Below are 25410 nucleotides of genomic sequence, written 5' to 3'. Positions count from 1 at the left end.
GACGGAGTTTCCGCGATGCCCAACATCCGCTACGCCAACATGTGTCACTGGAAGAGCATTCCCTATCGCAAGATCGATAATTTCCGGGAGTTCTATTACGAGGACAAGACGAATGCCGCCTATTATTCGGACTGGGACACGATCCTGAAGTATCAGGCGGCGCTCGGCTTCGACGGGATCGAGATCGCCCCATGGGATCTCGCCGATATCCTGCCGCTGTTCGGATCGCCCGAGAACTTCACGGCCTTCGCCAAGGATCGCGGAGTCGAGGTGATCGGCATGTTCCACGGCGCGCATGCATCGCACCAGGCAGATCATTACGACGAAGCGGTCCGATCGGGACGCGAGGCGGTCGACACGATCGTCAGGTTCGGCGGCAGCTACATGAATACCTGCCCGACGCAGAACTATTACGGATCGGGTCCGCTGAGCCGCGAAGAAGTGCAGCAGTGCGCCAGGGTGATGAACGAGATCGGCCGCTACGCCACCGATCACGGGGTCAAGATTGGCCTGCACAACGAGTTCTTCTGCGCGATCAACCTGCCCAACCATCGCGAGCTGATCGAATCCACCGATCCGCGCTATGTCCATTACTGTCTCGACACCGCGCAGGTGGCGATCATGGGCGAGGACCTGCTGACCTTCTACAACGACTATCACGACCGCATCAGCACGTTCCATCTGAAGGACACCGCGTCGGAACGACAGCCCGACAGCGTCCGCCATGCGCAGGACCCCGAGATCACCGACGACGGCACGCGCTGGTTCTGGGAACCGGGGCTCGGCAGGCTCGATCTGGAAGGGCTGTACCGGATGCTGAAGGAGCGTCAGTTCAAGGGGTGGATGTCGATCGAGTATGACGGATCGCCCGATATGCTCGCGTCGATGGCGCTGACGCGCTATCATCTCGATACCGTGCTGCGTCCAATCTACGACTGACGGTTCGGGGGGATTGGCTCGTCCCGTGCGGCGCCGATCCTTCCCGGCCATTCGCTGCGCCTGCCGCGACCTCATCCGCAACACAGTATGCGATCAACGATAGCTCCCCCTCGATCGGAAGGCGCGCGGCGACATTCCGGCGTGGCGCGTGAAGAACCGCGTGAAATAGGCTGGATCGCCGAAGCCGGACGCATAGCCGACCTCGGCGATCGACAGGTTGGTGTAGAGTAGCGCGCGCTTGACCTCGAGGACCGCGCGTTGGTCGAGCATTGCCGCGGGCGACAGGCCGGCGATCTGCGCGCAGGCCGTTCGCAGGCGGCTCTCGCTAACGCCGAGGGCGGCAGCATGGACCGCGATCTGCTCCCGCAAACGGAATCGTTCGTCGACCCGCGCGCGGAACCGGGCGACCAGGGCGCTTTGATGGCCCGGAGCAACGCCGGTATCGGCCACCGAAGATCCGCCCGCGCGCCATGTCTCGGCAAGGATTGCGAGCAGCGCGGCATCGACCGCTGCGCTATGGCCCGGTGCCGCCCAGCCCAGTTCGCGCATCAGCGCGGTAACGCCTGCTTCGAGTGCGGCGTGTGCGGCATCGTCCAGCGCGATGACGCGCGCGGATTGGAACAGGGCTGCTAGGCCGGGATAGCGGCTGTCGAGCAATGCCAGATGGCGGACCGACAAGGTGACGACCGATCCGGCCGATTCCCGCTGCCACGAAAAACCATGGACGACCGCGGGCGGCACCAGCAACAGCGCGGGTGCGGCGACGGCAAGCCGCGCGTCCTCGGCACGCATCTCGCCGCCGCCCTGATCGAGAACGAACAACTGAACCAGATCGGCGTGGGCGTGCGGCAGGATCGTCCATTCGCTGGGGCGCGACCGATCGTCCAGTCGTTCGGCATGAACGAAGCCAGCGTCCACCGCGCGATGCGGCTCGCCATATAGATAGAAGCTGGGAACCGAACCGCCGCGCATCTCGCAAGTCTACGGATGTGCAACCGGATCGTCCAACTTTTTGCACGGGGTATCCATCGTCTGCCCTTCCCCGATACGGCATGCTGCCTCCCGGAACGGCAAGAATGCCGACAGGAGAGGACGGGATGCGGCATCGTACGCAGGTAGCGATCATCGGCGCCGGGCCGGCAGGAATGTTCCTTGCCCATCTGCTGCGCGCCGAGGGGATCGCCGCGGTCGTGATCGAACGCCGCGACCGCGACTATGTCGAGGGGCGGGTGCGCGCAGGGGTGCTCGAACAGGGTACGGTCGACCTGATGCGACGTCTGGGTATCGCCGGACGGTTGGAACGCGAGGGGCTGGTCCATGGCGGCACCAACGTGTCCCTCGACGGACGGATGTTCCGGATCGACATGGCGGCACTGACCGGAGGGTCGACCGTCACCGTCTATGGGCAACAGGAAGTCATGCGCGATCTGTTCGATGCCGCTGCGGACCGAGGGCTCGACATTCGCTGGAATAGCGCCGACGTGACGCTGTCCGACCTTAACAGCGACCGGCCGGTGGTGACGTGGCGCGACGGAAGCGAGGCGCGGCGACTGGAGTGCGATTTCGTCGTTGGTTGCGATGGCTATCATGGCGTCAGCCGCGCGGCGATCCCGGCCGATGTTCTGCGCGTCTTCGAACGCGTTTACCCGTTCGGTTGGCTGGGGGTCCTGGCCGAAGTGCCGCCGGCCGAACATGAGCTGGTCTACGCCAATCACGAACGCGGCTTCGCACTGGCATCGATGCGATCGACGACGCGCAGCCGCTATTATATCCAGTGCGGACTGGACGAGAATATCGCCGACTGGTCGGACGATCGGTTCTGGGACGAACTGTGCCTGCGCCTGGGACCGGAGACGGCGGCGAAGGTCACGCGCGGAGCGTCGTTCGAAAAGTCGATAGCGCCGCTGCGTTCGTTCGTCGCGGAACCGATGCGCTGGGGTCGGTTGTTCCTTGCCGGCGACGCCGCGCATATCGTGCCGCCGACGGGTGCCAAGGGCATGAACCTTGCCGTGTCCGACGTGACGATGCTGGGCGAGGCGCTGACCGAACATTACCGCGAACGCAGCGATACCGGCATCGACGGCTATTCGGCACGCGCGCTGGCGCGGGTGTGGAAGGCCGAGCGGTTCTCGTGGTGGTTCACTTCGGTCACCCACCGTTTCCCGACCATGGATGGTTTCGACCGGCGCATCCAGATGGCCGAACTGGACTATCTGCGCGGCTCGATGGCGGCGCAACGTACCTTGGCCGAAAATTACGTCGGCCTACCGCTGGAGGCGGCATGAAGCGCAAGATCTACGATACCCCCGGTGCGGCGCTGGACGGGCTGCTGTTCGACGGCATGACGATCATGTCGGGTGGCTTCGGCCTGTCGGGCAATCCCGAAAGCCTGATCCCCGAAATCCGGGCGAGCGGGGTGAAGCGGTTGACGGTCATCTCCAACAATGCCGGCGCCGACGGCTTCGGCTTGTGGATGCTGCTGGAAAGCCGGCAGGTCGCGAAGATGATCTCGTCCTATGTCGGTGAGAACAAGCTGTTCGAGCAACAGTATCTCTCGGGCGAACTGGAACTGGAACTGAACCCGCAAGGGACGCTTGCCGAGCGGATCCGGGCGGGCGGGGCGGGCATCCCGGCTTTCTATACGAAGACCGGCGTCGGCACGGTCGTCGCGCAAGGCAAGCCTGTCGAAACCTTCGAGGGCGAGGACTATGTCCGCGAGACATGGCTGCGCGCCGACCTGTCGATCGTGAAGGCGTGGAAGGCCGATCCGGCGGGCAATCTGATGTTCCGCAAGACCGCGCGCAACTTCAACCCGAACATGGCGACCGCGGGCAAGGTGACCGTGGCGGAGGTCGAGGAGATCGTGCCCGAAGGCAGCTTCGATCCCGACTGCATCCACACGCCCGGCATCTATGTCGACCGGATCGTCAAGAGCACGATCAACGAGAAGCGGATCGAGAAGCTGACCACGCGCAGCCGGGGGGAAGCAGCATGAGCTGGACCCGTGACGAGATGGCGGCCCGAGCCGCACGCGAGCTGCAAGACGGTTTCTACGTCAATCTCGGCATCGGCATTCCGACGCTGGTCGCCAATCATGTACCCGAGGGCATCGAGGTAACGCTGCAATCGGAAAACGGAATGCTCGGCATCGGCCCGTTCCCGTATGAAGGCGAAGCGGACCCGGACCTTATCAACGCCGGCAAGCAGACGATCACCGCGTTGCCGACGTCCAGCTTCTTTTCCAGCGCCGACAGTTTCGCGATGATCCGGGGTGGCCATATCGACATGGCGATCCTTGGCGCGATGGAGGTGAGCCAGGCGGGCGACCTCGCCAACTGGACCATTCCGGGCAAGATGGTGAAGGGGATGGGCGGGGCCATGGACCTCGTCGCCGGGGTCCGCCGAGTCGTCGTGGTGATGGACCATCTGTCGAAACATGGCGATCCGAAAATCCTCCCCGACTGCACGCTGCCATTGACCGGCAAGGCCTGTGTCGACCTGATCGTTACCGACCTTGCCGTCATCGCCTGCGACAAGCCGGGCCTGCGCCTGATCGAATGCGCACCCGGCGTCACGGCGGACGAAGTGCGCGCCAGGACGGGGGTGGAGCTGTCGGCATGAGCTACCAGCGAGACGACGCCGGGGCGCCACCGTCGCTCTTCCCCGACTACGGGTCGACGCGGCGGCGTGCCCCGCTGCAACCGCTGTTGCGTGTGCCGCAGACGCGGACCGAGACGACGGGCCCGGCGGGCTGGGAGCGGCTGATGGGCCCGGCACTCGCCGATCTGACGACGCAGCACCGCGCCATGCCGCAGGGACAGCGGATCATCGTCGCCGGCCGCGTGCTGGACGAGGATGGTCGGGCGGTGCCGAACACCGTCCTGGAAATCTGGCAGGCGAATGCCGCCGGGCGCTACATCCATGGCAAGGATCAATGGGACGCACCGCACGACCCGAACTTTACCGGCGCGGGCCGTGTCGTGACCGATGCGGACGGGCGCTATCGTTTCGTTACGATCCGGCCGGGTGCGTATCCATGGGGCAACCACCGCAATGCGTGGCGGCCGGCGCATATCCATCTGTCGCTGCTGGGTCCGGCCTTTGCGACGCGACTGGTGACGCAACTCTACTTTCCGGACGATCCGCTGATCGAGATCGATCCGATCGCGAATGCGGTGCCGATGCCTTTTCGGCAGCGGCTGGTCGCCCGGTTCGACATGGACGTGACCGAGCCGAACCGGGCACTGGGCTATCGTTTCGACGTGGTGCTGAAGGGGCGCGAGCAAACGCCGTTCGAGGAGGACGACCATGACCATTGACGTCGCCGATCGCCGTCCCGACCCCCGGCAGGACAATCAGGACCCGGCGCTGTTCGGTCAGACGCCCAGCCAGACGGTCGGTCCCTTCTTCCATTATGGCCTGCCGTGGAAGGGGGGCGCGGACCTTGTCGGCCAATCCGACATGGGTGCCCGCCCCGAATTGTTTCCCGAAGCGCATTATGTGCTGAACCTGTCCGCACCGACCGGTACGCCACATGGGCAGGTGATCGAACTCACCGGCCGCGTATTCGATGGCGATGGCGCGCCGGTGCCCGACGCGATGCTGGAAATCTGGCAGGCCGATGCCGCCGGCCACTATCCTGTTGAGGCGGACGCCGACCCGCATTTCGTCGGCTTCGGCCGGGCGGCAACGGCCGAGGATGGCAGCTATCGGTTCCGTACCATTCTGCCCGGTCGGATCGCGCGGGATCATGCGCCACATATTGCCGTGTCGATCTTCGCGCGCGGCGTCATCAAGCGACTGGCGACGCGGCTGTATTTTGCCGGTATGGAGGCAGGAGACGCGACGCTGTCGCGGGTTCCCGCGGAACGGCGGGCGACGTTGATTGCGACCTCCGGGGGGGATGGTGTCTGGTCGCTCGATTTCGTGTTGCAGGGTGATCGCGAAACGGTGTTCTTCGACCTGTGAGCGACCTGCTGCGCCTCCGCCCGGCCGCGACGGCTGCAATGATCGCGGTGTTCGACGATGCCGCGACGGTCGCCCATGCCTGCGCCTTCGAAACCGCCTTGGCCCGCGCGCAGGCGGCCTACGGCGTGATCGCGCCCGACCTTGCCGCGGCGATCGTTGCCGGTGTCGATCCGGCAGGGATCGATCCGGTGGAGCTGGGCGAAGAAGCGGCACTGGCCGGAACGCTGGCCATCCCGCTGGTCGCGCGTCTGCGAAGGATGGTCGGCGGCGATGCGGCCCGGGCGTTGCACCGGAGCGCCACCAGCCAGGACGTCGCCGACAGCGTGCTGATGCTGCAGGTTCGCGCGGCGCACCGGTTGCTGGCAACCGATGTCACCCGTGTATGCGATGCGCTGGCGGTATTGGCGCGCAGCCATGGCGAGCGGCCTGCGATCGGGCGGACGCTGTTGCAGGATGCGATGCCGGTCGCCTTCGGACTGCGACTGGCGCAGGCGGCGCGGGGGATCGGCCACGCGCTGGCGATGCTCGACACCGCAGTGGCGGCCAATGCCGTCGTGCAGCTCGGTGGCGCGGCGGGAACGCGCGCCGGGATGGACGGCAAGGGCGCAGCGGTCGCGGAGCATATTGCCCAGGCGCTCGGGCTGGAACTGTCCGCTCCCTGGCACGCGCGGCGTAGCGGCGTCGCCGCGATCGGGGCGACGCTCGGCATCCTGATCGGTGCGCTCGGCAAGTTCGCCCGCGATGTCGCCCTGTTGGCGCAGAATAGCATCGGTGAGGCGCGCGAGCCGCTGATCGCCGGGCGTGGCGGGTCGTCGGCCATGGCGCACAAGCGCAACCCGACGGGGTGTCAGGTCGCGCTGTCCGCTGCGACCCGCGCACCGGGACTGGTCGCTTCGCTGCTGGCCGGGCTGCCACAGGAAGCGGAACGGGGGCTGGGTGGTTGGCAGGCGGAGGGGCCGGCGCTGGCCGACCTGTTCCTCCTCGCTTCGGGCAGCGCCGCCGCGCTGGCGATGGTGGCGGAAGGACTGGAGGTCGATGAAGCGGCCATTGCCCGCAACCTCGCCGTAGCGGGGGTCGGCGACGATATTGGCGAAAGCGCGGCGATCATCGCCGACCTGCTCGACGGGATGAGGGACTGACGCCATGGCCACGACCATCCGCGACGGAGTACGGCTGCACTGGAGGCTCGAAGGGGCGGCGGATCGCCCGCTGCTGGTGCTGCTCAATTCGATCGGCACCGATCTGTCGCTGTGGGACCGGACGGTCCCGTTGCTGCTTCCTGCCTTTCGCCTGTTGCGCATCGATACGCGCGGGGCGGGTGGGTCGGATGCACCGGCGGGCGACTATAGCCTGTCGATGCTGGCAGACGATGTCGCGGCCATCCTCGACGACGCCGGAGTCGAACGGGCGGTGGTCGCGGGCGTGTCGCTCGGCGGCATGGTCGCGATGCAACTGGCGCTCGATCATCCGGCACGCGTGTCGGCGCTGGCGCTGATCTGTACCTCGGCGACGATGGACCCGGCGGCGTGGACCGCCCGGATCGAAACGGTTCGACAAAAGGGGACGGCAGCGATCGCCGACATGGCGGTCGGACGTTTCCTGTCGACCGGTTTTGCCGCGCGCCACCCGGAAATCGCCGACAGCCTGCGCGACGGCATCGCTCGCCAGTGCGATGCCGGCTATGCCGGGGCAGGGGCAGCGATCCGCGACATGGCGTTGGCCGGGCGGATCGGCGGGATAACGGTGCCGACGCTGGTCGTCACTGCCACGCTCGACGTTTCGACTCCCTATGCGGGGCACGGCGAGCATCTGATGACGATTCCGCGCGCGTGCCATGCCGGCGTCGATGGCGCGCACCTTCCGCCGATCGAGGCGCCGGGGGCGCTGGCAACGGCGCTTTGCCGCTTTCTGTGCACTGCCGATGCGGCGTCCGATGCGGCCGATATGCTGTTCGACGTCGGCCTTCTCAACCGCCGTCGCGTATTGGGCGATGCCTGGGTCGATGCGAGCCTTGCAAAGCGCACGCCGTTCACCGCCGATTTCCAGGCGATGATTACCCGCGTCGCGTGGGGCGAAATATGGGGTCGGCCGGGTCTGGACGATCGCACCCGCCGCCTGCTCGTTCTCGCCATCACCTGCGCACTGGGGCGGTGGGAGGAGTTCGCGCTGCATGTTCGCGCCGGGCTCGCGCAAGGCGGGTTCACCACCGACGACCTCAAGGAAGTGCTGATGCAGACGGCCGTTTATGCCGGCGTTCCCGCCGCAAACACCGGTTTTGCCGAGGCGCAGAAGATCATCGCCATGCTCGAACTGGAAGCCTGATGCCCGACGCCTATCTCTGCGACGCGATCCGCACGCCTATCGGCCGGTTGAACGGGGCGCTGTCGAGCGTCCGCGCCGACGACCTCGCGGCGATCCCGTTGCGCGTGCTCGTCGAGCGCAACGCCGGTGTCGATTGGGAGGCGGTCGACGACGTGCTGCTCGGCTGCGCCAATCAGGCGGGCGAGGATAATCGCAACGTCGCGCGCATGGCGGCGCTGCTCGCCGGATTGCCCGACACGGTACCCGGCGGCACGATCAACCGGCTGTGCGGATCGGGTCTGAACGCGGTCGGCAGCGCTGCACAGGCGATCCGCAGCGGCGACGCCGACCTCGTCATTGCCGGCGGCGTCGAAAGCATGACCCGCGCCCCCTATGTGATGGGGAAGGCTGGTAGCGCCTTCGACCGGGCACAGCAGATCGAGGATACGACGCTGGGCTGGCGTTTCATCAACCCGGCGATGAAAGCGGCCTATGGCGTCGACACGATGCCGCAGACGGCCGAGAATGTCGCCGACCAGTGGCAGGTGAGCCGCGAGGATCAGGATGCCTTCGCGCTCGCCAGCCAGCAAAAGACCGCCGCCGCCATCGCCAGCGGTCGCATGGCCGTCGAAATCGTGCCGGTCACCATCCCGCAGCGCAAGGGCGATCCCATCGTCTTCGCCCAGGACGAACATCCGCGCGCGACCAGTCTGGACGCTCTGGCCAGGCTGAAACCCGTCGTTCGCGCCGGCGGCACGATCACCGCCGGCAATGCCTCGGGTCTGAACGACGGCGCGGCGGCGATGCTGATCGCGTCCGAAGCCGCTGCAGCGCGCCATGGCCTGACCCCGCGCGCGCGCATTCTGGGGATGGCATCCGCCGGGATCGCGCCGCGCATCATGGGGGCAGGCCCGATCGAGGCGGCGCGCAAGCTGTGCCGGATCACGGGCATCGGCCTCGATCAGATCGACGTGATCGAACTCAACGAAGCCTTTGCCGCCCAGGCGATCGCAACGCTGCGCGACCTGAACCTCGCCACCGACGACCCACGCGTGAATCGCAACGGCGGGGCGATCGCACTGGGCCATCCGCTCGGCATGTCCGGCGCGCGCATTGCGATGACTGCGGCAGAGGAACTGCACCGCACCGGCGGACGCTACGCCATTGCGTTCATGTGCATCGGTGTCGGACAGGGCATCGCGCTGATGCTGGAACGCCCCTGACATACGGGGAGTGGTGGGTCGCCCGCAGCAAATTCTCCGCCGCCACCGCCTGCCAGAAGGCGTCGGGAATGGGGAAGCGATAACAGGCGATCGTCTGCGCGGGCTGTCCGGTCGCGCGACGACATGCTGGTCCCGCTTGCCAAGCCCGGCGATACCAAGGCATCCTGAAGGAATTGTCCGGCGGCGGGCACCACGTCACCTCGATTGCGCGCCACCCGGAAGGGTCGCGGTGCTGCCCGACGTCACCGATGGCGGCACGCTGGCGGCGTTGCTGCGCGGGCGAGCGGACCGGGAGTGTTCCGGCTGGGCGAGGACACGTTGCTCACGAATGACGGGGGTTCAAGCATCTCGTTCGAGGATTATGCGATCGCGCTGGCCGACGACATCGAACGCCCCTCGCATATCCGCCATCGCTTCACCGTCGGATACTGACCGGACGACGATCCGCTGTTCCCGGAATCCGCAACCGGCCGAACGGCGGGCGCTGGGGACGTCCGTCATCCATGCGCCATGGGTGGCGGACGGACGGCGTGTGCGATAGGGACGCACCTGCAACATGCCGGGGCGTCGGGGACACAGGATGATTGGATCTGCGATACTCGGTGCGATGCTGCTGGCAATGCCAACGTCATCGGGCGCGCCGCGCTGTCCCGTGACGAACCTCATGCCACAATATTGGGCGTTGCAGGCAAAGGCGGCCCCGTTCCGGGACTATAAGACGACCCTGGCAGACAAGAATCCGGCGCTGTACACCGGCGATTTCGTCAATGCCCTGCGCGGCGACCATTTCACGGCATGGGAGCAGGAGGAGCAGACCTTCCTGTCGAAGAACCCGTTCGCCGCCCGATCCGTTTCCCGCGTCATCGTGGAGGAGATGCCGCATTATATCGACGACTTCACCCGGGCGTTTCCGAAGCTGACCTGCAATTTCACCATCTATGTCGCGCCGTCGTTCGGAACGATGAACGCGGCGGCGATGAGGACGCCCGACGGGCTGGCGCTGGTATTCTCGCCGGTGACGATCCTGCGATATGACGGCGATCGGCTGTCGCAGTTCAAGCTGCTGTTCGATCACGAACTCTTCCACATCTATCATGCGCAGGCGTCCCGCGGCGCGTTCGGCGCGAGTGCGGACCGCAACGAACCGCTCTATGCGACGCTGTGGTCCGAGGGGCTGGCGGTCCATGTCAGCGAAGGATTGAACGACGGTATCGGGCGCGACCGCAGCCTCATGGACCTGACCCTGCAAGGCAGGGCGCGTCCGTTGCGGCAGCAGATCGCACGCGCCGTTCTGGCCGATCTGGACAGTCGCGATCCGGCGGTCTCCAATCGTTACTTCGCGTTGGGCGTGAAGGGCGGTGCGTTCCCGCCGCGATCGGGATATTATATCGGCGCGCTGGTTGCCGACGATCTGGCGCGGACCCGCACGCCGGACCAGCTCGCGGCCCTGCCCGACCGCGAGGCTCATGCGCTGGTCCGCAGCAGTCTGGAACGGATCGCGACCGCGCGCGAATAGACGCGCGGTCGCATCGCCCCTCACCGATCCGGCGAGAGCGCCGCCATCACCGTCGCGCTGTCGACATATTGCTCCATCGTCACGATCCTGCCGCCCTCCAGCCGATACAGATGCGCGAAGGTCGCGGTCATCGTCTTGCCAGTGGCGCGATACGTCCCCGAATAGACGCCGAACGCCGCGACGCGGTCGCCATCCTCCAGATAGGTGTGGACCCGTGCGGCATAGCCGTCCCACTCGGTCGCCAGCCGGTGGAACACGCCCGCGACGATCCGGTCGGGGCCGACATAGGTGCCGGCATAGGGAAAGCCCGCCGCCTCGGTCCAGGTCGCGTCGGGCGCCAGCGCGGCGCGCAGGTTGCGGCCGTTCTCCTCCGACGACCCTTCATAGGTGGCGCGGATGATGTCCTTGTTCGTCGCCATGGTTCAGCCCCACGCCATCTCGCCGGTCGCGACCTTCGCGCCGACCTGCAACGCCACGCCCATCCCGGCATCGGGATAGCGCGCGGTCATCGCCGCGATCAGCGCCGCACTGTCGGCGGCGGTCGCCAGCTCCGCCTCGAACGCGCGCAGGTAATCGCGGGTAAAGGCCAGCGCCGCCGCCCCCGTCGGCGCGTCGGGGCTCATGTGCCCCGGCACGACGACCGCCGGGTCGCGCGCCAGCATCGCGTCGAGCTGCGCGATCCACGCGGCGCGCCCCGCCGGGCTGTTGGTGTCCGCGGTCCAGACATGGACGCCCGAGAACACCAGCACCCCGCCGACGATCGCCGACAGCGACGGCACCCACAGGTAGCGCCGGTTGGCGAGGCCGTCCGCGGCGACGATCTCGACCCGCGCACCGTCGACGGTCAGCGCGGTGTCGGCGAACGGGGTCGGCATGACCACGTCGTCCAGCGTCTTCGGCCCGTTGTCGCCGAGCTGCGGCCCCCAGGTCGCCAGCTTCTTCGACACGTTCGCCTCGATCGCGGCGATCGTCTCGGGCGCGGCCAGCACGCGCGCGTCGGGGAACGCCGCCTTGATCGGCGCCAGGCTGAAATAATAATCGGGGTCGCTCTGGCTGACATAGATCGTCGTCAGCGTCCGCCCCGTCGCCCCGATCGCCTCCGCCAGCGCGCGCCCGTCGGGCAGGGTGAAGCCGCCATCGACCAGCACTGCCTCGGTCGCGCCCCACAGCAGCACCGGGGCGCGGAAGAAGCCGTGCTCGCCGGCGGGAAACGATTGCCAGTGCAGCGTGTCGGTCGTCGTCATGGTCGGTCTCCGGTGGTGGGGAATCAGGCGGCGAGCAGCGACCGCGGGTCGCGGTACAGCTGTGCGGTGTCGATCGGCGTCAGCGTGTCGCCCGCGACGCGCAACAGCGCGGGGACGCCGCGCAGGCCGTGCGCGTGCATGATCGTCCCCGCGCGCGCCAGCCGCTGGCGGTTGGCGGCGTGCAGATCGGGTGCGTCCTCGACCAGCGCGACCGCGGCCGCCGCCAGCCCCGCGCCGCGCAACAGGTCCGCCAGCACGCCAATGTCGGCGATATCCAGCCCGTCGCGATAGCGCGCGCGCTGGATCATGCCGAGCAGCGCCAGTTCGCGGTCGGGCGCGGTGCGCGCGACCGCGGTCAGCGCCAGCGTCGCGGCGCCGCTGTCGAGCCGCACGTCGCCGCCGTCCGTGATGCGCGCGCGATAGGCGTCGCCGAACGTCGCGCCGGTGGCGGCGGCGATCGCGCGGTCGCTGGTCAGGATGTGCGTCGCCATGCCGCGGTCGAGCGTCCGTGCGCCCGCCCCCGCGAACAGGCCGGTGGGCAGCGCCTCCACGTTCGCGCCGGGTTGCGCCGCCAGCGTCGCGATCGCGGCGGAGGCACCGTAGCACCAGCCGCACAGCGGATCGAACAGGTAGAGAAAGCGGCTCGGCATGTGACTCGGCTCCATGATGGGGCCGATATGGGCGCGACCGATTGCCGGGGATAGATCGGCAATCTATTCAACACCGTATGCCATCAGCATACAATCCGCGCGCCGCCACCCATCACGGCATCAACAATCTGAAACGGCTCGCTTATTTTGCGGAGGTCGTCGAAACCGGATCGTTCACCGCGGCGGCGGGGCGGCTGGGAATCACCAAGGCGGTGGTCAGCAGCCAGGTCGCGCGGCTGGAACAGGCGTTCGAAACCACACTGCTGGTCCGCACCACCCGCAGCGTCCGGCCGACCGAGGAAGGGCGGATCTTCTACGAACGCTGCGCCCGGATCCTGTCGGAGGCGCAGGAGGCGTTCGACGGGCTGGCGGCGGGGGACGGCGCGCCGACCGGGCTGTTGCGGCTGACCGCGCCGCTCGACTACGGCGTCGCGATGGTGGTGCCCGCGATCGCCGCGTTCCGCGACCGGTTCCCCGCCTGCACCGTCGATCTGGTGTTGAGCGATGCGACGCTCGATCCGGTCGGCAGCGACATCGAACTCGCGATCCGGGTCGGCTGGCTGACCGACAGCGCGTTGCGCGCGCGGCGGATCGGCACGTTCGGGCAGGTGCTGGTCGCCGGCCCGGACCATGCGGTCGCGCCGGACGCGACGCCCGCGGACATCGCGGCGCGGCCGTTCGTCGCCAACAGCAATCTCGGCGATCCGCTCGGCTGGACGTTCCGGTCGGCGACGGGCACGACGCAGACGGTGCGCTTCGCCACGACGCTGGCGATCAGCGCGACGATCGGGGTGTTGCAGGCGGCGCGCGACGGCGCGGGCCTCGCGATCCTGCCCGATTTCGCGGTGGCGGACGATCTGGCGAGCGGGCGGCTGGTCCGGCTGCTGCCCGACTGGCAGCTCGCGCGCGGCGGCATCCACGCGGTGATGCCGGGGACGCGCTTCCGCCCCGCGCGCGTCACCGCGTTTCTCGACATCCTCGCCGGGCGCGAACGGCGACGCTGACGCCTATCGCACGCGCGGCCGCACCGCCTGCCCGAGCAGCTCGATCGAGCGCAGCATCGCCGGCTGGTCGCGCGCGGCCGAGCTCATCTGGAACGTCACCCGGTCGATGCCGCCCAGATCGCGGTCGGCCTGCCGCACTTGCGCGACCACCGTGTCGGGGCTGCCGATCAGGAAGGCGCCGCGCGGACCGGTCATCTGGTCGTATTGCGCGCGCGTCGCCGGCGGCCAGCCGCGCTCCGCACCGACCTTGGTGAACATATATTGCCAGCCGGGGAAGAAGGCGTCGCGCGCCTCGCCGTCGGTGTCGGCGACGAAGCCCAATGCATGGACGCCGACCTTCAGCACCGCCGGCGCGTGCCCCGCGGCCGCCCCGGCGTGGCGATACAGGTCGACCAGCGGGCGGAAGCGCGCGATCTCCCCGCCGATGATCGCGATCATCAACGGCAGGCCCAGCGTACCCGCGCGGACGAAGGATTGCGGCGTCCCGCCGACACCCAGCCATATCGGCAGCACCGGCTGCTGCGGGCGCGGATAGATGCCTTGCCCGCGCAGCGGCGCGCGGAACCGGCCCGACCAGTCGATGCTGGCGCGCTCGCGGACCCTGAGCAGCAGGTCGAGCTTCTCGGCGAACAGCGCGTCGTAATCGTTCAGGTCGAACCCGAACAGCGGATAGGCCTCGATCGACGATCCGCGCCCGACCACCATCTCCGCCCGGCCGCGCGCGATCAGGTCGAGCGTCGCGAACTCCTGGAACACGCGCACCGGGTCGGCGGCGCTCAGCACGGTGACCGCGCTGGTCAGCCGGATCGTCCGCGTCCGCGCCGCGGCGGCGGCGAGGATCACCGCGGTCGCGCTGTCGAGATAGTCGCCGCGATGGTGTTCGCCGACGCCGAACACGTCCAGCCCGGCGCGGTCCGCCGCGACGATCTCGTCGAGCAGGAACGCCATGCGATCGGCGTCGCCGACCGGCGGCTCCTCGCCGAGTGCCGCGGAGGTGGCGGCGAAACTGTCGATGCCGATGTCCATCATCTGTCCTTCGTTGCGGGCGAACCCGTCATCCTACCACTCACGGCCGTCATGGCCCCAGCGGAAGCGCGCCTCGTCCTGCCCGGTATAATCGGGATCGAGATAGACGTGACACCGCGCGATCAGCCCGTCGCGAAATTCGAAGACGTTGCAGAAACGCCCGCCCGCGGTCCTGCCGCCGTCCCATTCCACGCCGTTCAGCCGCCCGCGCGATGTCCCCTCGACGATGACATGGGGATCGCGCGCGACGTACAGGAGGTTTTCCTTGTCGTGCTCGATCGCCTCCAGCTGTCCGGCGAAGCCCGCCACCATGTCGAGCACCGATTGCAGCCCGTGGCCGATGCCGAATTTCGGGAAATAGAATTGCAGGTCGGGATGGAACAGCTCCATCAGCCGGGGATCCTGCGCGTCGCTGCGGATGAAATATTCCTTCGCAACTTCGACGTTGCGGTTGTCCTGATCGGTCATCATGTGTTTCCCGGTTCGGGTCAGGCGTGCAGCAGCGCGGCGACGGCGGGCGTACGGGCGAGCGCGGCGATGGTCCGTTGTCCTTCCGCCAGCGCCGCGGCACTGGTGTGGACCGAATGGCTGCCCAGCACGAGCGGATGGGGATGGCGGGCCGCCGAGCCGAGCACGAACTCGGTGGCCCCGTGCGCGACGACGTCGATCGGCGTGTCGCCATCGGCGAACACGATCATCTCGCGCTCGGCGATCGTGTCGCCCACGCCCAGCCGTCCGCCGCTCACCGCTGCCCACGCCACGTCATGTCCGGCGGGCGGCGTGTAGGTCCAGCGCTCGCCGTCGGACAGGCGGACATGGAGATAGGTCAGCGGCATCGGCAGGTCGATCGGTCCCGACACGCCGTCATGCGTACCCAGCAGGACGCGCGCCGGCCCGACGGTGGTGAGGGTGTCCGGATCGAGATAGCGGCTCTCGGGTGCCGACAGCTCCAGCTCGGGCGGCAAGGCCAGCCAGAGCTGGAAACCGAGGATTGGCTGTCCGCCCAGCGGCTGGCCGGTATGCCAGACGCCGCGCCCGGCGCGCATCCATTCGACCGCGCCGTCGTGGAGCGCCCCCGCCTCGCCCGTCGAATCGGCATAGGTCATGCCGCCGCGCAGGAAGGTGGTGTGCGTCGCGATCCCCGAATGGGGATGCGCGGAGACGCCGGCGGTGAAGCGGTCCGCCTCGAACAGGTCGAGGAAGACGAACGGCTTGACCAGCTGGCCGAGGTCGCCCGGGCTCATCAGCCGGGTGATCGGCCCGTGGCGGGTGCCACGGGTCCGGTGGATGATGGCTCGCGTGGTGGCGAGGGTGGCCATGGCGGCGTCTCCGATCAGTGGGTTCAGGCGGTGAGGGCGGCGATCTGCGCCTCGGCCGCCTCGATCGCGGCGGCGCGCTGTTCGGGGCCGACGGCGATGCCTTCGGCGATGATCGCCTCCGCGTTCAGGCCGATGAAGGCGAAGGCGGTCTTCAGATAGGTTTCGGTGTGCTCGAACGACACGATCGGCGAGTCACCGGTGTAGAAGCCGCCGCGCGCGACCGTCAGGACGATGCGCTTGCCGGGGACGAGGCCGACCGGCGTGCCATCGACATATTTGAACGTCTTGCCCGCCACCATGATGCGGTCGATCCACGCTTTCAGCTGGCTGGGGATGCCGAAATTGTAGAGGCCGGCGCCGATCACGACGATGTCGGCGGCGATGAATTCGTCGAGCACCGCAGCGCTTTGCGCGATCTCTGCCTGAAGCTCGGGCGTGCGATCGGCTTCGGCGCTTTGCAGTGCGGCGAGATAGCCGCCCGACAGGTGTGGGATCGGATCGGCGGCGACGTCGCGATAGACGACCTCGATATCGTCGCGACCGGCGGTCAGTTGCGCAACGGCCTTGGCCGACAGCTGGCGGCTGACCGAATAGGCGCCGAGAATGCTCGAATCGATGTGGAGGAGTTTCATGATGGAATCCTTTCGGTGGATGGAGAGGGGAGGGTTCAGGCCGCCGCGCGCAACGGCGGGGTTTCGGGAAGCGGAATGAATTCGACGTCGTCGCCCGGCACGCCGGGGAAGCGGCGCTCGCGCCAGTCGGCGGCGGCCTGGTCGATGCGGTCCCGGCGGCTGGAGACGAAGTTCCAGAAGATGTGGCGCGGCCCGTCGAGCGGTTCGCCGCCCATCAGCATCAGCCGGGTCGGACCATCGGCGCGGACGACGATCTCGGCGCCTGGACGGAACACGACCAGCTCGTCCTTGCAGAAGATGCCGACCTGTCCCGTCACCTCGATGCCGCCCTCGACGACATAGACGGCGCGCTCGATGTGGCTGCTCTCGATCGCGAAACGCGCGCCCGGTGCCAGCACGATGTCGGCATAGAGCGTGTCGGAGAACAGGCGGGTCGGCGCGGTGCGACCGCCGAAGCTGCCGGCCAGCAGCTTCATCTGGATGCCGCTGTCCGTCAGGACGGGGACGTCCGCCGCGTCGACATGCTGGAAACCGGGGTCGGTTTCCTCCAGCGCCTGCGGCAGGCCGAGCCAGGCCTGGAAGCCGAACATCGTCTCCTCGCGACCGCGGCTGGCGGGGCCGCTGCGTTCGGAATGGACGATGCCGCGACCGGCGGTCATCAGGTTGACCTCGCCCGGGCGGATCGTCTGGACATAGCCCTCGCTGTCGCGGTGATCGCTCTCGCCCTCGATCAGATAGGTGAGCGTGCTCAGCCCGATATGCGGGTGCGGGCGGGTGTCGGCGCCCTGGCCGGGGCCGAGCACGACCGGGCCGAAGCTGTCGAGGAACACGAACGGGCCGACCATGCGGCGCTTGGCCGACGGCAGCGCGCGGCGCACCGAGAAGTCGCCGAGGTCGCGGGTCGCGGGCAGGATCATCTGCTCGACCGGACCGGTGTGGGATGAAAGCGTCATCTGGCGTCTCCTCGGACGATGTTCGGGCCGACAGTGCTTCCGGACTGGGGGGGACGGTGTGCCCGGAAACGTTGCCTTGGCCTCTAGCTATGGGGAATGAAGGTTCGCGAAAACCGGCCAAGTTTAGATCGATATGTTCGATTAAATCGGTATGCTGCTACGGTTGCCGTTCGTTCGGCAGACGTATGTGGAGGAAGCATGAGTTCGGAACCCGGCACGCCGACCCTCGACCAGTTGCGCGTCCTCGTGACCGTGGTGGAGGTCGGCAGCTTCGCGGGCGCCGCCCGCAAGCTCAATCGCGCCACCTCTGTCATCAGCTACACGATCGCCAATCTGGAGGCGCAGCTCGGTGTCCGGCTGTTCGATCGTGAATCGACCCGCAAGCCGCAGCTGACCGATGCCGGCCGGATGGTGCTGGGCGAGGCGCGGCTCGTCGCCAGCGGCATCGATACCCTGCGCGCCAAGACGAAGGGTCTGCTGCAAGGGCTGGAGTCCGAACTCCATGTCGTCCTCGACACCTTCCTGCCGAAAGACCGGGTCGTCGACGCGCTGACCGGTTTCTTCGCGGCCTTCCCAACGGTGTCGCTTCATCTGTCGGTCGAAACGCTGGGCGCGGTGACGCAGCTGATACTCAACCGCCGGGCGACGATCGGCGTCAGTGGTCCGCTCGACACGATGGACGGGATCGAGCGGATCTCGATCGGCGGGGTGCGGATGATTCCGGTGGCCGCCACGACCCATCCGCTGGCGATGGCGGGACGCAACGCGCCGGGTGCCGGGCGCGAGCATATCCAGCTGGTACTGACCGACCGATCTCCGCTGACCGAGGGACGGACATTCGGGGTGATGAGCAGCCGGATGTGGAAGCTGGCCGACGTCTCGTCGAAGCACATGCTGCTGAATGCGGGGATCGGCTGGGGCTATATGCCCGAACCAATGGTTCGCGAAGACGTGGCTGCGGGCCGTCTCGTCGTGCTCGACATGCCCGACGCGGCGAGCGGGGACTACTCGCTCCATGCGATCCATCGCAGCGATACGCTGCCCGGTCCCGCCGCGTCCTGGCTGATCGAACGCCTGCGCAACCAGATTTAGGCCCGGAACCGCCGCCCTATTGCGCCAATGCAACCGGAGAACACGTAAGTGCGCCTCGCTATCGATCTATTTTCTCGAACGTTCTCGTCGATCTTTTTCAGCTGACGCGATCGTCGGGTCGCTGCCACATACAGTCTCACGACGGCAACGCGCCGCCGGCGATGAGAAAGGATGTTCGGCATGGCGTATCTGGATCTGGCGTTCGACCTCCCCCGTGCCGCGTTGGTTGCGCCAGCCACCGGCCCGGTGCGCGATACGGTATCACGGATCGCGCCACTGGAGCGGAAGGTCCTGCAACTCGCCTCCACAGATGCACAGTCGAGCCTGAACGAAACGGGACGGATCGGCAGGATGCTGCGTTGGGTATTTGCCGTGAAACCGGCCAATCGCCTCGCGGAGCCGCGGCTGGAGGCGCTGCGCCGCTTCGCCGTGATGGCGCGGGTGTATGGCGATGCGCTGCCTGACGCGGAGGTCGATCGCCTGATCCATGCCGGCTTCGTCCGCGAGACACTTGCCGAAATCCGCCAACTGGTCCGTGCGCCCGGGCGGGTAATGGCCTGACTCCCTTGATCGAAGGAATTCGTCATGAACGTCATCATACGCGCTGGCTCGGGCAACGACTGGTCGGCCGTCCTCTGCCTCCACACCATCCGTCTCGCCGTCAGGGCGGTGTGTATCGGGCTGGGTGTGGCCGCGACCGCCTCGATCTACTCGCGCCTCTATCGTGCGCTGGGCGATCCGCTGCCGGCGGCGATCATAACGTTGCTGGCGGTGATGGCGTTTCTCGTCGTCATCGCACCCAGAGCCGACCAGCGATGACCCTGGCTTCCGCTAGCCCTGATGCTGTCCGGCATCGCGCCGTCCCGGGCATCGCAGATCGCCGCCACATTCGAGACGGTCAATTATGCGGTTCGGTCCGTCCGAACTGACAGCGCCGCTGAAGGGCTACTCTCCCGTCCCATGCGCATAGCCGTCACCGCATGTGCGACGCCCGACATCGGGAAAGCATCGATCCGTTTCTCCATCATTCCGTGACATAAAGAAAAGATAACATGACCATCGGTATCATCGGTTCGGGCGCACTCGGTTCGAACGTGGCGCGGGCGCTGGCGCAGAAGGGCCGGTCCGCGATCATCGCCAACAAGCGCGGCCCGGAATCGCTGAAGGATCTCGTCAGCGAACTGGGCAACACCATCACCGCCGGCACCGTCGCCGAGGCGGCGGCTGCGGACATCGTCGTGCTGGCGATGCCATGGGTCGCGTTGGAAGACGTGCTCTCGGGCCTGTCCGACTGGAACGGCCGGATCGTGATCGACGGCACCAACCCCGTGCTGTTCCTCGATCCCGATTCCCCCGACGCCAAGGACCCGGCGAACCCGCTCGCCGCCTATGGCATCAAGGCCGCCGATATCGGTGACCGCCATTCGAGCGCGATCGTCGCCGACCTCGTTCCCGGTGCACGCGTCGTGAAGGCGTTCAACCACCTCGACGTCAACGTCCTGCCGCATCCCGAAGCCGCCGGCGGACAGCGCGTATTGTTCTATTCGGGGGACGATGCCGACGCCAAGGCGCAGGTCCGTACAATTCTGGAGGCGACCGGTTTCCTGCCGATCGATCTGGGAACGCTCGACATCGGCGGGCCGCTTGCATCGCTGCCGTTCGGTCCGCTTGCGACGCACAATTTCGTGCGGATATGATCGTCGTTGCCCGTCGGCACCGGGGCGTTGTGCCCGCACAACGGGACGACGGGTAACTATATTATCTTTTTTCGGAAACTGAAGATGACCAACATTCCGACCGCCGCCGACCTGCTGCGCAAGAGCCTCGACACCTTTCTCGCCAAGGATATGAAGGGCTGGGCCGATCTTTGCGCCGAAGATGTCGTCGCCGAATTCCCGTTCGCACCCGAAGGTTCGCCAGGCCGTATCGAAGGGAAGACGGCGCTCTACGACTATCTGCGTGGCTATCCCGATGCGATCGACATCGCGTCGCTGCCGACGCTCAGGGTGTACACCACCGACGATGCCAATGTCGCGATCGCGGAATGGAGCGCATCGGGCAAGGTGCTCTCGAACGGCAATCCATACGAGATGCGCTACGCCACCTTCGTGACGTTCCGCGACGGGTTGATCGTCAGCTACCGTGAATACTGGAATCCGCAGGCATTCATGACCGCCATGAGCGGTGGCAGCTTCGACCGCTGATCCCGATGGTGCCGGCGGTGGCATTCCCCGCCACTGCCGGCGCTGCGATGACCAAAGTTTCACGCACGCGTCACGCGGTCCCAACGCGGCATCCGCAATAGGAGCGGTGATTGTAAAAGGATTTATCCGATGCGCCTCCCGTTGATTCAGCCAAGCGATCTGACGTCCGAACAACGGCCGCTGTACGACGATATGCGTAAAGGCATCGCCAGCAACTTCAATGCGTTCCAGGTCGAGCGGAAAGACGGCGCATTGATGGGACCGTGGAATCCGTGGCTCCACGAACCGCGGATCGGCAAGGCGATCTGGGATCTGACGCTGGCGATGACTGCCGAAGCAAGCCTGCCCGACAACGTCCGGCAAATCGCCATTCTCGTCGTCGGGGCGCGGTTCGATGCCGCGTATGAGATCTACGCGCATATCGCCGTCGCGGAACGCGAGGGCATGGCGATCGAGCGGCTCGCGACGCTGGTCGCGGGCGTCAAGCCGACCGACTTCCTGCCCGAAGAGAGCATCGCCTACGACTTCGCCTATGCGCTGGTCCGTGGCGGGGTTCTGCCCGAGCCGCTCTATCGACTTGCGGTGGATACCTTCGGCCAGCATGGCACCAACGAACTGGTCTACCTCGTGGGGCTGTACAGCCTCGTTTCGACGACGCTAAACGGCTTCAACGTGCCGGTTCCCGAACGTGAATAGGCCCATCACGCGGAAAGCCCGCGCCCCGGCCGCTACCGCCTGCGCCACGGCGACGCCGTTCCCCAGCATCGCGCTGCTGTTGCAGGGTGGCGGCGCGCTGGGGGCGTATCAGGCCGGCGTCTACCAGGCATTGTCCGAACACCGGATCGAGCCGACCTGGGTCGCGGGCATTTCGATCGGTGCGATCAACAGCGCGATCATCGCCGGCAACGCGCCCGAACACCGAATCGACCGGCTGCGCGACTTCTGGGAAGGGGTGTCTTCCGGTCCAGGCGGTTGGCCAAACTGGGTGCCGCACCTGATCGACGATACGCACGTACGTGGATGGGTGAACCAGATCGCGGCAAGCGGAACGATGCTGAACGGCGTGTCCGGTTTCTTCGCGCCGCGTTTCCCGTCGCCGCCGTTCCAGCTCGCCGGCACGACGGGCGCGACCAGCTAGTACGACACCAGCGCGCTGCGGCCGACGCTGGAGCGGCTGATCGACTTCGACCGGATCAACGCGCGCGAAATGCGGTTCAGCGTCGGCGCGGTGAATGTCCGGACCGGCAATTTCGCCTATTTCGACAATGCCACCGACACGATCCGTGCAGACCATATCATGGCGTCGGGCGCGCTGCCGCCGGGCTTTCCGGCGGTAGAGATCGACGGCGAGCAATATTGGGACGGCGGTCTGGTGTCGAACACGCCGCTCGATTGGGTATTGTCCGCACCCGCCGGTCTCGACACGCTGATCTTTCAGGTCGATCTGTGGAGCGCGGGGGGTGTCGTTCCGCGCGACCTCGCCTCGGTGGCGGTGCGGATGAAGGAGATCCAGTTCTCCAGCCGCACGCGCGCCGCGACCGACACGTTCCGCGAACTCCAGACCTATCGCGCGGCGTTCAACACGCTGTTCAACAGCCTGCCGGACGCATTGAAGCACAGTCCGGAGGCACAGCTGCTGGCCGGTGCGTCGGACCCGGCCGCGTACAGCATCGTCCAGCTCGTCTATCGCTCGCCGACCTACGAAGGGGATTCGAAGGATTACGAATTCTCGCGTCAGACGATGGAGGACCACTGGCGGACCGGGTACGAAAATGCGCTGACGACGCTCGCGCACCCCGAGATACTCGTGCCGCCGGCCGAACCGCCCGGCGTTGCCGTCCACGATTTCCTGACCCCCAGGGCCGGGGCGCAAGCCTTGCCCGCAACGGTGAAAGACCCAGCATGACTCTTCAGGACAAGGTCGCCGTCATTACCGGAGCAGCGAGCGGTATCGGCAAGGATATCGCCAAACACTTCCTCGATGCCGGTGCGAAGGTCGCGATCGCGGATCTCGACATCGATGCGGCGAATGCGACCGCGCTGGCGTTCGATCCGGACGGCACCCGCGCGATGGGGGTGGCGATGAACGTCACCGACGAAGCACAGGTCGATGCGGGAATCGAAGCGGTCGCCGCCCGGTTCGGCGGGATCGACATACTGGTGTCCAACGCCGGCATCCAGATCGTCGCGCCGATCGACCAGTTCGCGTTCGCCGACTGGAAGAAGCTGCTGGCGATCCACCTTGACGGTGCGTTCCTGACCACGCGCGCCTGCCTGCGCCATATGTACGCACAGGGGCGCGGCGGCAGCATCATCTATATGGGATCGGTGCACTCGAAGGAGGCGTCGAAACTGAAAGGGCCGTACGTCACCGCCAAGCACGGGCTGGTCGGGCTGGCCAAGGTCGTCGCCAAGGAAGGGGCCGAACACGGCGTTCGCGCCAACGTCATCTGCCCCGGTTTCGTTCGCACGCCGCTGGTCGAGAAACAGATACCGGAACAGGCCAAGGCACTGGGTATCACCGAGGACGCGGTGATTCACGACGTGATGCTGAAAGAGACGGTCGACGGCGAATTCACCACAGTCGACGACGTCGCGCAGACCGCCGTGTTCCTTGCGGGGTTTCCGACCAATGCGCTGACCGGGCAGTCGATCGTCGTCAGCCACGGCTGGTTCATGCAGTGATGCTTCGGAGGGTCGTGACGCCGTGACGCCATATCTGCCTCTCCTCAGCGTCACGATCGGCGCGGTTCTCGCGACCACCGGCGGGTTCATATCCGGGCGGTTGGCAGCGAGGGTCGAGCAACGTCGCCGCGCGCGGTTCGCGGCGACGATCGGGCATGAGGTTCTCACCTCGCTACGGCACGTCGTTGCTACCCTCAACGAGGTCCATGATCGGGGCGATCCGTTCGGGCGCCTGACGATGCGTCTCATCCGGTCCGCGCGCCGCGAGATTGAACTGTACGAACGCAACCGCGAGGCGATGTTTGATATCGGCGATACTGACCTACGCTTCCGCCTGCACGACCTGATGATCCGGCTCGCTATCCCGCTGGATTTCCTTATCGACGAAAGTCAGGTTATCGACACCGACCCGATCAGACGTGCGACCGTAATGGCCGAATCGTTCGAAATATTTCGTCAGCATTGCGGCGAAATATCGCCAATGATCGATATGCTACGGATCGAAGCGAAATAGAGATATAACGGCGCGGTGCCCCTGATGAGCCGCACCGGCAATTGCGGATGGTCCACGCACGCAAAGGCACAGCAGGCGCTGTCCGAACATATCGACGGTTATGACCATCGAAACCGTATGCACACCCTTGGGCGAGGATCAGTTTGAACGACCTGCGTCACGCCGGGCAATGTCGCGCCACACGATCTGAACAGGTCCGCCTCTAACGCCGATCGCTCTCCAGCATGCGTTTCAACCCGATCGGCGCGGCCCCCTGCAGCGATAGCTTGCGTAGGGGATCCGATGGATCTGCCCGCAGCGCGACCAGTCGGATATCGGCGGCAACCGCGCTGTGGAAAACGCAACTGATGAAGACGCTGTCCGTCCACACTGCGTTTAGAACACGCTGCATATCCTTGGACAATTGAGCAATCAGATGCTGGGACGCATCGACGATCAGGATCAGTCCCAGACCGGGCCAGCGCGATCCGACCAGTTCGGTCGACTCGCGGTTGAGGGGCATATCGCGCACCGCATGGCGCTCTTCATAGGCTATGCCTGCCACCGTCACGCCACGGGCGCGCACGGCGTCCACCTCCTCCCGCAACAGGTCGTAGATTTGCGGGAAGAAGTCGAACAGGACGATCTCGGTCGCCTGCTCCAGCATCGTGCGGGCGCGTTCGAGCACCTGTGCCACGGTGCCGATGGAATAGACGCGCTCGTCGCTTTTCGGCTCGTGCAGCGCCTCCAGTCCGGTCAGCGCAGTATCGTGACGCAACTCGAACTGTCGGCGCAGCATGTTCAGCAACTGGCGCGGCGGAAACGGACTGTAGACCTTCTTGTCACCGCCTTCATCGCTGAAGATGACCGCTCCCTTCTGACTGAGCGTACCCAATGTCTGATAGGTATTGGCGGCGGCCTTTCCGGTGCGCTGCGCCAGTCGATAGCCCGACGCTGGGCCGTGGCGCAGCAAATCGCAATATAATCGGGCCTCCATCTCGGTGAATCCAAGCGAGGCCAATGTCGTCTCTATCGCGCCGTCGTCCGCCATATCTAACTGACATACCCTGTTGCAGTGAACCATGCGTTAGAGCGGGTTGCATTTAAAGGAAAGCATTGCCGTTTCCCGGACCATTTGGCCATGCGACAATGGTTATCAAA

General features: G+C 66.5%; 32 protein-coding genes and 1 pseudogene. 23 read left to right on the top strand and 10 right to left on the bottom strand.

Annotation, left to right across the window (positions count from 1 at the left end; genetic code table 11):
• Window positions 1-15: 15 nt before the first annotated feature.
• Entirely contained in the window at window positions 16-939 is a 924-nt protein-coding gene (locus tag ASE91_RS03355; protein ID WP_056622631.1) for a sugar phosphate isomerase/epimerase family protein, read from the top strand.
• A gap of 93 nt (window positions 940-1032) precedes the next feature.
• On the opposite strand, the gene ASE91_RS03350 is transcribed toward ASE91_RS03355, so the two are convergent.
• Entirely contained in the window at window positions 1033-1911 is an 879-nt protein-coding gene (locus tag ASE91_RS03350; RefSeq protein WP_056001357.1) for a helix-turn-helix domain-containing protein, read from the bottom strand.
• A 125-nt stretch (window positions 1912-2036) separates the two neighbouring features.
• Here ASE91_RS03350 and pobA point away from each other — a divergent pair, with 125 nt between their 5' ends.
• From pobA to ASE91_RS03305, 10 genes are all read left to right on the top strand, one after another.
• Window positions 2037-3224, top strand: coding sequence for a 4-hydroxybenzoate 3-monooxygenase (gene pobA / locus ASE91_RS03345; protein ID WP_056622630.1), 1188 nt, complete (start codon window positions 2037-2039; stop codon window positions 3222-3224).
• Complete coding sequence (locus tag ASE91_RS03340; protein WP_056622628.1) at window positions 3221-3934, top strand: CoA transferase subunit A; 714 nt, start codon at window positions 3221-3223, stop codon at window positions 3932-3934. Before pobA ends, ASE91_RS03340 begins: the two co-directional genes overlap by 4 nt.
• A complete protein-coding gene (locus tag ASE91_RS03335; RefSeq protein ID WP_056622627.1) occupies window positions 3931-4560 on the top strand; it encodes a 3-oxoacid CoA-transferase subunit B in 630 nt (209 codons plus the stop codon). The genes ASE91_RS03340 and ASE91_RS03335 overlap by 4 nt, the downstream gene beginning before the upstream one ends.
• Window positions 4557-5258, top strand: coding sequence for a protocatechuate 3,4-dioxygenase subunit beta (gene pcaH, locus ASE91_RS03330; RefSeq protein ID WP_056622625.1), 702 nt, complete (start codon window positions 4557-4559; stop codon window positions 5256-5258). Before ASE91_RS03335 ends, pcaH begins: the two co-directional genes overlap by 4 nt.
• A complete protein-coding gene (gene pcaG, locus ASE91_RS03325) occupies window positions 5248-5907 on the top strand; it encodes a protocatechuate 3,4-dioxygenase subunit alpha (protein ID WP_056622623.1) in 660 nt (219 codons plus the stop codon). Before pcaH ends, pcaG begins: the two co-directional genes overlap by 11 nt.
• On the top strand, window positions 5904-7046 hold the full coding sequence (locus tag ASE91_RS03320) for a lyase family protein (RefSeq protein WP_056622621.1): 1143 nt from the start codon (window positions 5904-5906) through the stop codon (window positions 7044-7046). Before pcaG ends, ASE91_RS03320 begins: the two co-directional genes overlap by 4 nt.
• Window positions 7047-7050: 4 nt before the next feature.
• Window positions 7051-8229: a bifunctional 3-oxoadipate enol-lactonase/4-carboxymuconolactone decarboxylase PcaDC gene (gene pcaDC / locus ASE91_RS03315; RefSeq protein ID WP_056622619.1), complete on the top strand. Its 1179-nt coding sequence runs from the start codon at window positions 7051-7053 to the stop codon at window positions 8227-8229.
• The gene (gene pcaF / locus ASE91_RS03310) at window positions 8229-9431 is read left to right on the top strand and encodes a 3-oxoadipyl-CoA thiolase (RefSeq protein WP_056622617.1); all 1203 of its coding nucleotides are present in this window, start codon (window positions 8229-8231) and stop codon (window positions 9429-9431) included. The genes pcaDC and pcaF overlap by 1 nt, the downstream gene beginning before the upstream one ends.
• Window positions 9432-9725: 294 nt before the next feature.
• Window positions 9726-9863: a hypothetical protein gene (locus ASE91_RS18565; protein WP_443024521.1), complete on the top strand. Its 138-nt coding sequence runs from the start codon at window positions 9726-9728 to the stop codon at window positions 9861-9863.
• A gap of 220 nt (window positions 9864-10083) precedes the next feature.
• Window positions 10084-10947 carry a hypothetical protein gene (locus tag ASE91_RS03305; RefSeq protein WP_156357635.1) on the top strand — a complete coding sequence of 288 codons (864 nt, stop codon included), beginning with the start codon at window positions 10084-10086 and terminating at the stop codon, window positions 10945-10947.
• A gap of 20 nt (window positions 10948-10967) precedes the next feature.
• Here ASE91_RS03305 and ASE91_RS03300 read toward each other — a convergent pair whose 3' ends face one another.
• From ASE91_RS03300 to ASE91_RS03290, 3 genes are read right to left on the bottom strand one after another with little or no spacing between them, the layout of a single operon-like run.
• The gene (locus tag ASE91_RS03300) at window positions 10968-11366 is read right to left on the bottom strand and encodes a nuclear transport factor 2 family protein (RefSeq protein ID WP_056622613.1); all 399 of its coding nucleotides are present in this window, start codon (window positions 11364-11366) and stop codon (window positions 10968-10970) included.
• A 3-nt stretch (window positions 11367-11369) separates the two neighbouring features.
• Window positions 11370-12191 carry an MBL fold metallo-hydrolase gene (locus ASE91_RS03295; RefSeq protein ID WP_056622610.1) on the bottom strand — a complete coding sequence of 274 codons (822 nt, stop codon included), beginning with the start codon at window positions 12189-12191 and terminating at the stop codon, window positions 11370-11372.
• 23 nt (window positions 12192-12214) lie between these two features.
• Window positions 12215-12841 (bottom strand): hypothetical protein, encoded by a 627-nt coding sequence (locus tag ASE91_RS03290; RefSeq protein ID WP_056622609.1) that lies wholly within the window; start codon window positions 12839-12841, stop codon window positions 12215-12217.
• Window positions 12842-12918: 77 nt separating this feature from the next.
• Here ASE91_RS03290 and ASE91_RS03285 point away from each other — a divergent pair, with 77 nt between their 5' ends.
• Window positions 12919-13845, top strand: coding sequence for a LysR family transcriptional regulator (locus ASE91_RS03285; protein ID WP_056622607.1), 927 nt, complete (start codon window positions 12919-12921; stop codon window positions 13843-13845).
• Between the two features lie 3 nt (window positions 13846-13848).
• Here ASE91_RS03285 and ASE91_RS03280 read toward each other — a convergent pair whose 3' ends face one another.
• Genes ASE91_RS03280 through ASE91_RS03260 form a run of 5 tightly spaced genes read right to left on the bottom strand, consistent with a single transcriptional unit; the run spans window position 13849 to window position 17775 of the window.
• Entirely contained in the window at window positions 13849-14871 is a 1023-nt protein-coding gene (locus tag ASE91_RS03280) for an Atu2307/SP_0267 family LLM class monooxygenase (RefSeq protein WP_056623014.1), read from the bottom strand.
• Window positions 14872-14904: 33 nt separating this feature from the next.
• Complete coding sequence (locus tag ASE91_RS03275) at window positions 14905-15339, bottom strand: nuclear transport factor 2 family protein (RefSeq protein ID WP_162233609.1); 435 nt, start codon at window positions 15337-15339, stop codon at window positions 14905-14907.
• 20 nt (window positions 15340-15359) lie between these two features.
• Window positions 15360-16190 carry a pirin family protein gene (locus ASE91_RS03270; RefSeq protein WP_056622603.1) on the bottom strand — a complete coding sequence of 277 codons (831 nt, stop codon included), beginning with the start codon at window positions 16188-16190 and terminating at the stop codon, window positions 15360-15362.
• A gap of 23 nt (window positions 16191-16213) precedes the next feature.
• Window positions 16214-16822 carry an FMN-dependent NADH-azoreductase gene (locus ASE91_RS03265; RefSeq protein WP_056622602.1) on the bottom strand — a complete coding sequence of 203 codons (609 nt, stop codon included), beginning with the start codon at window positions 16820-16822 and terminating at the stop codon, window positions 16214-16216.
• Window positions 16823-16857: 35 nt separating this feature from the next.
• Window positions 16858-17775: a pirin family protein gene (locus tag ASE91_RS03260; RefSeq protein ID WP_056622600.1), complete on the bottom strand. Its 918-nt coding sequence runs from the start codon at window positions 17773-17775 to the stop codon at window positions 16858-16860.
• A 198-nt stretch (window positions 17776-17973) separates the two neighbouring features.
• Between ASE91_RS03260 and ASE91_RS03255 the strand changes: the two genes are divergently transcribed.
• The 11 genes and pseudogenes from ASE91_RS03255 to ASE91_RS19860 all read left to right on the top strand — a co-directional run bounded on the left by ASE91_RS03255 (window position 17974) and on the right by ASE91_RS19860 (window position 24270).
• Complete coding sequence (locus tag ASE91_RS03255; protein ID WP_056622597.1) at window positions 17974-18867, top strand: LysR family transcriptional regulator; 894 nt, start codon at window positions 17974-17976, stop codon at window positions 18865-18867.
• A gap of 180 nt (window positions 18868-19047) precedes the next feature.
• Window positions 19048-19428, top strand: coding sequence for a hypothetical protein (locus tag ASE91_RS03250; protein WP_156357634.1), 381 nt, complete (start codon window positions 19048-19050; stop codon window positions 19426-19428).
• 24 nt (window positions 19429-19452) lie between these two features.
• Complete coding sequence (locus ASE91_RS03245) at window positions 19453-19686, top strand: DMT family transporter (protein ID WP_056622594.1); 234 nt, start codon at window positions 19453-19455, stop codon at window positions 19684-19686.
• A 21-nt stretch (window positions 19687-19707) separates the two neighbouring features.
• Window positions 19708-19902, top strand: coding sequence for a hypothetical protein (locus ASE91_RS20385; protein WP_235530285.1), 195 nt, complete (start codon window positions 19708-19710; stop codon window positions 19900-19902).
• A 17-nt stretch (window positions 19903-19919) separates the two neighbouring features.
• Window positions 19920-20564: an NADPH-dependent F420 reductase gene (locus ASE91_RS03240; protein ID WP_056622592.1), complete on the top strand. Its 645-nt coding sequence runs from the start codon at window positions 19920-19922 to the stop codon at window positions 20562-20564.
• Window positions 20565-20648: 84 nt separating this feature from the next.
• On the top strand, window positions 20649-21071 hold the full coding sequence (locus ASE91_RS03235; protein ID WP_056623011.1) for a nuclear transport factor 2 family protein: 423 nt from the start codon (window positions 20649-20651) through the stop codon (window positions 21069-21071).
• Window positions 21072-21200: 129 nt separating this feature from the next.
• Window positions 21201-21767 carry a carboxymuconolactone decarboxylase family protein gene (locus tag ASE91_RS03230; RefSeq protein WP_056622590.1) on the top strand — a complete coding sequence of 189 codons (567 nt, stop codon included), beginning with the start codon at window positions 21201-21203 and terminating at the stop codon, window positions 21765-21767.
• Window positions 21760-22452: pseudogene (locus ASE91_RS21000) on the top strand (patatin-like phospholipase family protein); the annotation flags it as partial. The gene ASE91_RS03230 and the pseudogene ASE91_RS21000, both read left to right, overlap by 8 nt.
• Before the next feature lie 117 nt (window positions 22453-22569).
• The gene (locus tag ASE91_RS20375; RefSeq protein ID WP_235530304.1) at window positions 22570-22977 is read left to right on the top strand and encodes a DUF3734 domain-containing protein; all 408 of its coding nucleotides are present in this window, start codon (window positions 22570-22572) and stop codon (window positions 22975-22977) included.
• A complete protein-coding gene (locus tag ASE91_RS03220; RefSeq protein WP_056622588.1) occupies window positions 22974-23756 on the top strand; it encodes a 3-hydroxybutyrate dehydrogenase in 783 nt (260 codons plus the stop codon). Before ASE91_RS20375 ends, ASE91_RS03220 begins: the two co-directional genes overlap by 4 nt.
• 22 nt (window positions 23757-23778) lie before the next feature.
• A complete protein-coding gene (locus ASE91_RS19860) occupies window positions 23779-24270 on the top strand; it encodes a hypothetical protein (protein ID WP_056001428.1) in 492 nt (163 codons plus the stop codon).
• Window positions 24271-24472: 202 nt separating this feature from the next.
• Here the strand turns inward: ASE91_RS19860 and ASE91_RS03210 are convergent, their stop codons facing one another.
• Window positions 24473-25300 (bottom strand): TrmB family transcriptional regulator, encoded by an 828-nt coding sequence (locus ASE91_RS03210; RefSeq protein WP_056001430.1) that lies wholly within the window; start codon window positions 25298-25300, stop codon window positions 24473-24475.
• Window positions 25301-25410 lie beyond the last annotated feature (110 nt).

The sequence above is a fragment of the Sphingomonas sp. Leaf62 genome (assembly GCF_001421915.1).
Taxonomy (GTDB): domain Bacteria; phylum Pseudomonadota; class Alphaproteobacteria; order Sphingomonadales; family Sphingomonadaceae; genus Sphingomonas.
The sequence above is the reverse complement of the archived record's forward strand: the minus strand, read 5'-3'. Positions and strand labels throughout refer to the sequence as shown.

What these genes read in the sequence shown, in the direction of transcription:
- ASE91_RS03240 (WP_056622592.1), top strand. Translation starts at nt 19,920, where the DNA reads ATGACCATCGGTATCATCGGTTCGGGCGCACTCGGTTCGAACGTGGCG.
- ASE91_RS03290 (WP_056622609.1), bottom strand. Translation starts at nt 12,841, where the DNA reads ATGCCGAGCCGCTTTCTCTACCTGTTCGATCCGCTGTGCGGCTGGTGC.
- ASE91_RS20375 (WP_235530304.1), top strand. Translation starts at nt 22,570, where the DNA reads ATGAAGGAGATCCAGTTCTCCAGCCGCACGCGCGCCGCGACCGACACG.
- ASE91_RS03210 (WP_056001430.1), bottom strand. Translation starts at nt 25,300, where the DNA reads ATGGCGGACGACGGCGCGATAGAGACGACATTGGCCTCGCTTGGATTC.
- ASE91_RS03230 (WP_056622590.1), top strand. Translation starts at nt 21,201, where the DNA reads ATGCGCCTCCCGTTGATTCAGCCAAGCGATCTGACGTCCGAACAACGG.
- ASE91_RS03245 (WP_056622594.1), top strand. Translation starts at nt 19,453, where the DNA reads ATGAACGTCATCATACGCGCTGGCTCGGGCAACGACTGGTCGGCCGTC.
- pcaDC (WP_056622619.1), top strand. Translation starts at nt 7,051, where the DNA reads ATGGCCACGACCATCCGCGACGGAGTACGGCTGCACTGGAGGCTCGAA.
- ASE91_RS03280 (WP_056623014.1), bottom strand. Translation starts at nt 14,871, where the DNA reads ATGGACATCGGCATCGACAGTTTCGCCGCCACCTCCGCGGCACTCGGC.
- ASE91_RS03295 (WP_056622610.1), bottom strand. Translation starts at nt 12,191, where the DNA reads ATGACGACGACCGACACGCTGCACTGGCAATCGTTTCCCGCCGGCGAG.
- ASE91_RS03265 (WP_056622602.1), bottom strand. Translation starts at nt 16,822, where the DNA reads ATGAAACTCCTCCACATCGATTCGAGCATTCTCGGCGCCTATTCGGTC.
- ASE91_RS03285 (WP_056622607.1), top strand. Translation starts at nt 12,919, where the DNA reads ATGCCATCAGCATACAATCCGCGCGCCGCCACCCATCACGGCATCAAC.
- ASE91_RS03250 (WP_156357634.1), top strand. Translation starts at nt 19,048, where the DNA reads ATGGCGTATCTGGATCTGGCGTTCGACCTCCCCCGTGCCGCGTTGGTT.
- ASE91_RS03260 (WP_056622600.1), bottom strand. Translation starts at nt 17,775, where the DNA reads ATGACGCTTTCATCCCACACCGGTCCGGTCGAGCAGATGATCCTGCCC.
- pcaH (WP_056622625.1), top strand. Translation starts at nt 4,557, where the DNA reads ATGAGCTACCAGCGAGACGACGCCGGGGCGCCACCGTCGCTCTTCCCC.
- pobA (WP_056622630.1), top strand. Translation starts at nt 2,037, where the DNA reads ATGCGGCATCGTACGCAGGTAGCGATCATCGGCGCCGGGCCGGCAGGA.
- ASE91_RS03355 (WP_056622631.1), top strand. Translation starts at nt 16, where the DNA reads ATGCCCAACATCCGCTACGCCAACATGTGTCACTGGAAGAGCATTCCC.
- pcaG (WP_056622623.1), top strand. Translation starts at nt 5,248, where the DNA reads ATGACCATTGACGTCGCCGATCGCCGTCCCGACCCCCGGCAGGACAAT.
- ASE91_RS03255 (WP_056622597.1), top strand. Translation starts at nt 17,974, where the DNA reads ATGAGTTCGGAACCCGGCACGCCGACCCTCGACCAGTTGCGCGTCCTC.
- ASE91_RS03220 (WP_056622588.1), top strand. Translation starts at nt 22,974, where the DNA reads ATGACTCTTCAGGACAAGGTCGCCGTCATTACCGGAGCAGCGAGCGGT.
- ASE91_RS03300 (WP_056622613.1), bottom strand. Translation starts at nt 11,366, where the DNA reads ATGGCGACGAACAAGGACATCATCCGCGCCACCTATGAAGGGTCGTCG.
- ASE91_RS03275 (WP_162233609.1), bottom strand. Translation starts at nt 15,339, where the DNA reads ATGACCGATCAGGACAACCGCAACGTCGAAGTTGCGAAGGAATATTTC.
- ASE91_RS20385 (WP_235530285.1), top strand. Translation starts at nt 19,708, where the DNA reads ATGCTGTCCGGCATCGCGCCGTCCCGGGCATCGCAGATCGCCGCCACA.
- ASE91_RS03235 (WP_056623011.1), top strand. Translation starts at nt 20,649, where the DNA reads ATGACCAACATTCCGACCGCCGCCGACCTGCTGCGCAAGAGCCTCGAC.
- pcaF (WP_056622617.1), top strand. Translation starts at nt 8,229, where the DNA reads ATGCCCGACGCCTATCTCTGCGACGCGATCCGCACGCCTATCGGCCGG.
- ASE91_RS03335 (WP_056622627.1), top strand. Translation starts at nt 3,931, where the DNA reads ATGAGCTGGACCCGTGACGAGATGGCGGCCCGAGCCGCACGCGAGCTG.
- ASE91_RS03270 (WP_056622603.1), bottom strand. Translation starts at nt 16,190, where the DNA reads ATGGCCACCCTCGCCACCACGCGAGCCATCATCCACCGGACCCGTGGC.
- ASE91_RS03340 (WP_056622628.1), top strand. Translation starts at nt 3,221, where the DNA reads ATGAAGCGCAAGATCTACGATACCCCCGGTGCGGCGCTGGACGGGCTG.
- ASE91_RS03350 (WP_056001357.1), bottom strand. Translation starts at nt 1,911, where the DNA reads ATGCGCGGCGGTTCGGTTCCCAGCTTCTATCTATATGGCGAGCCGCAT.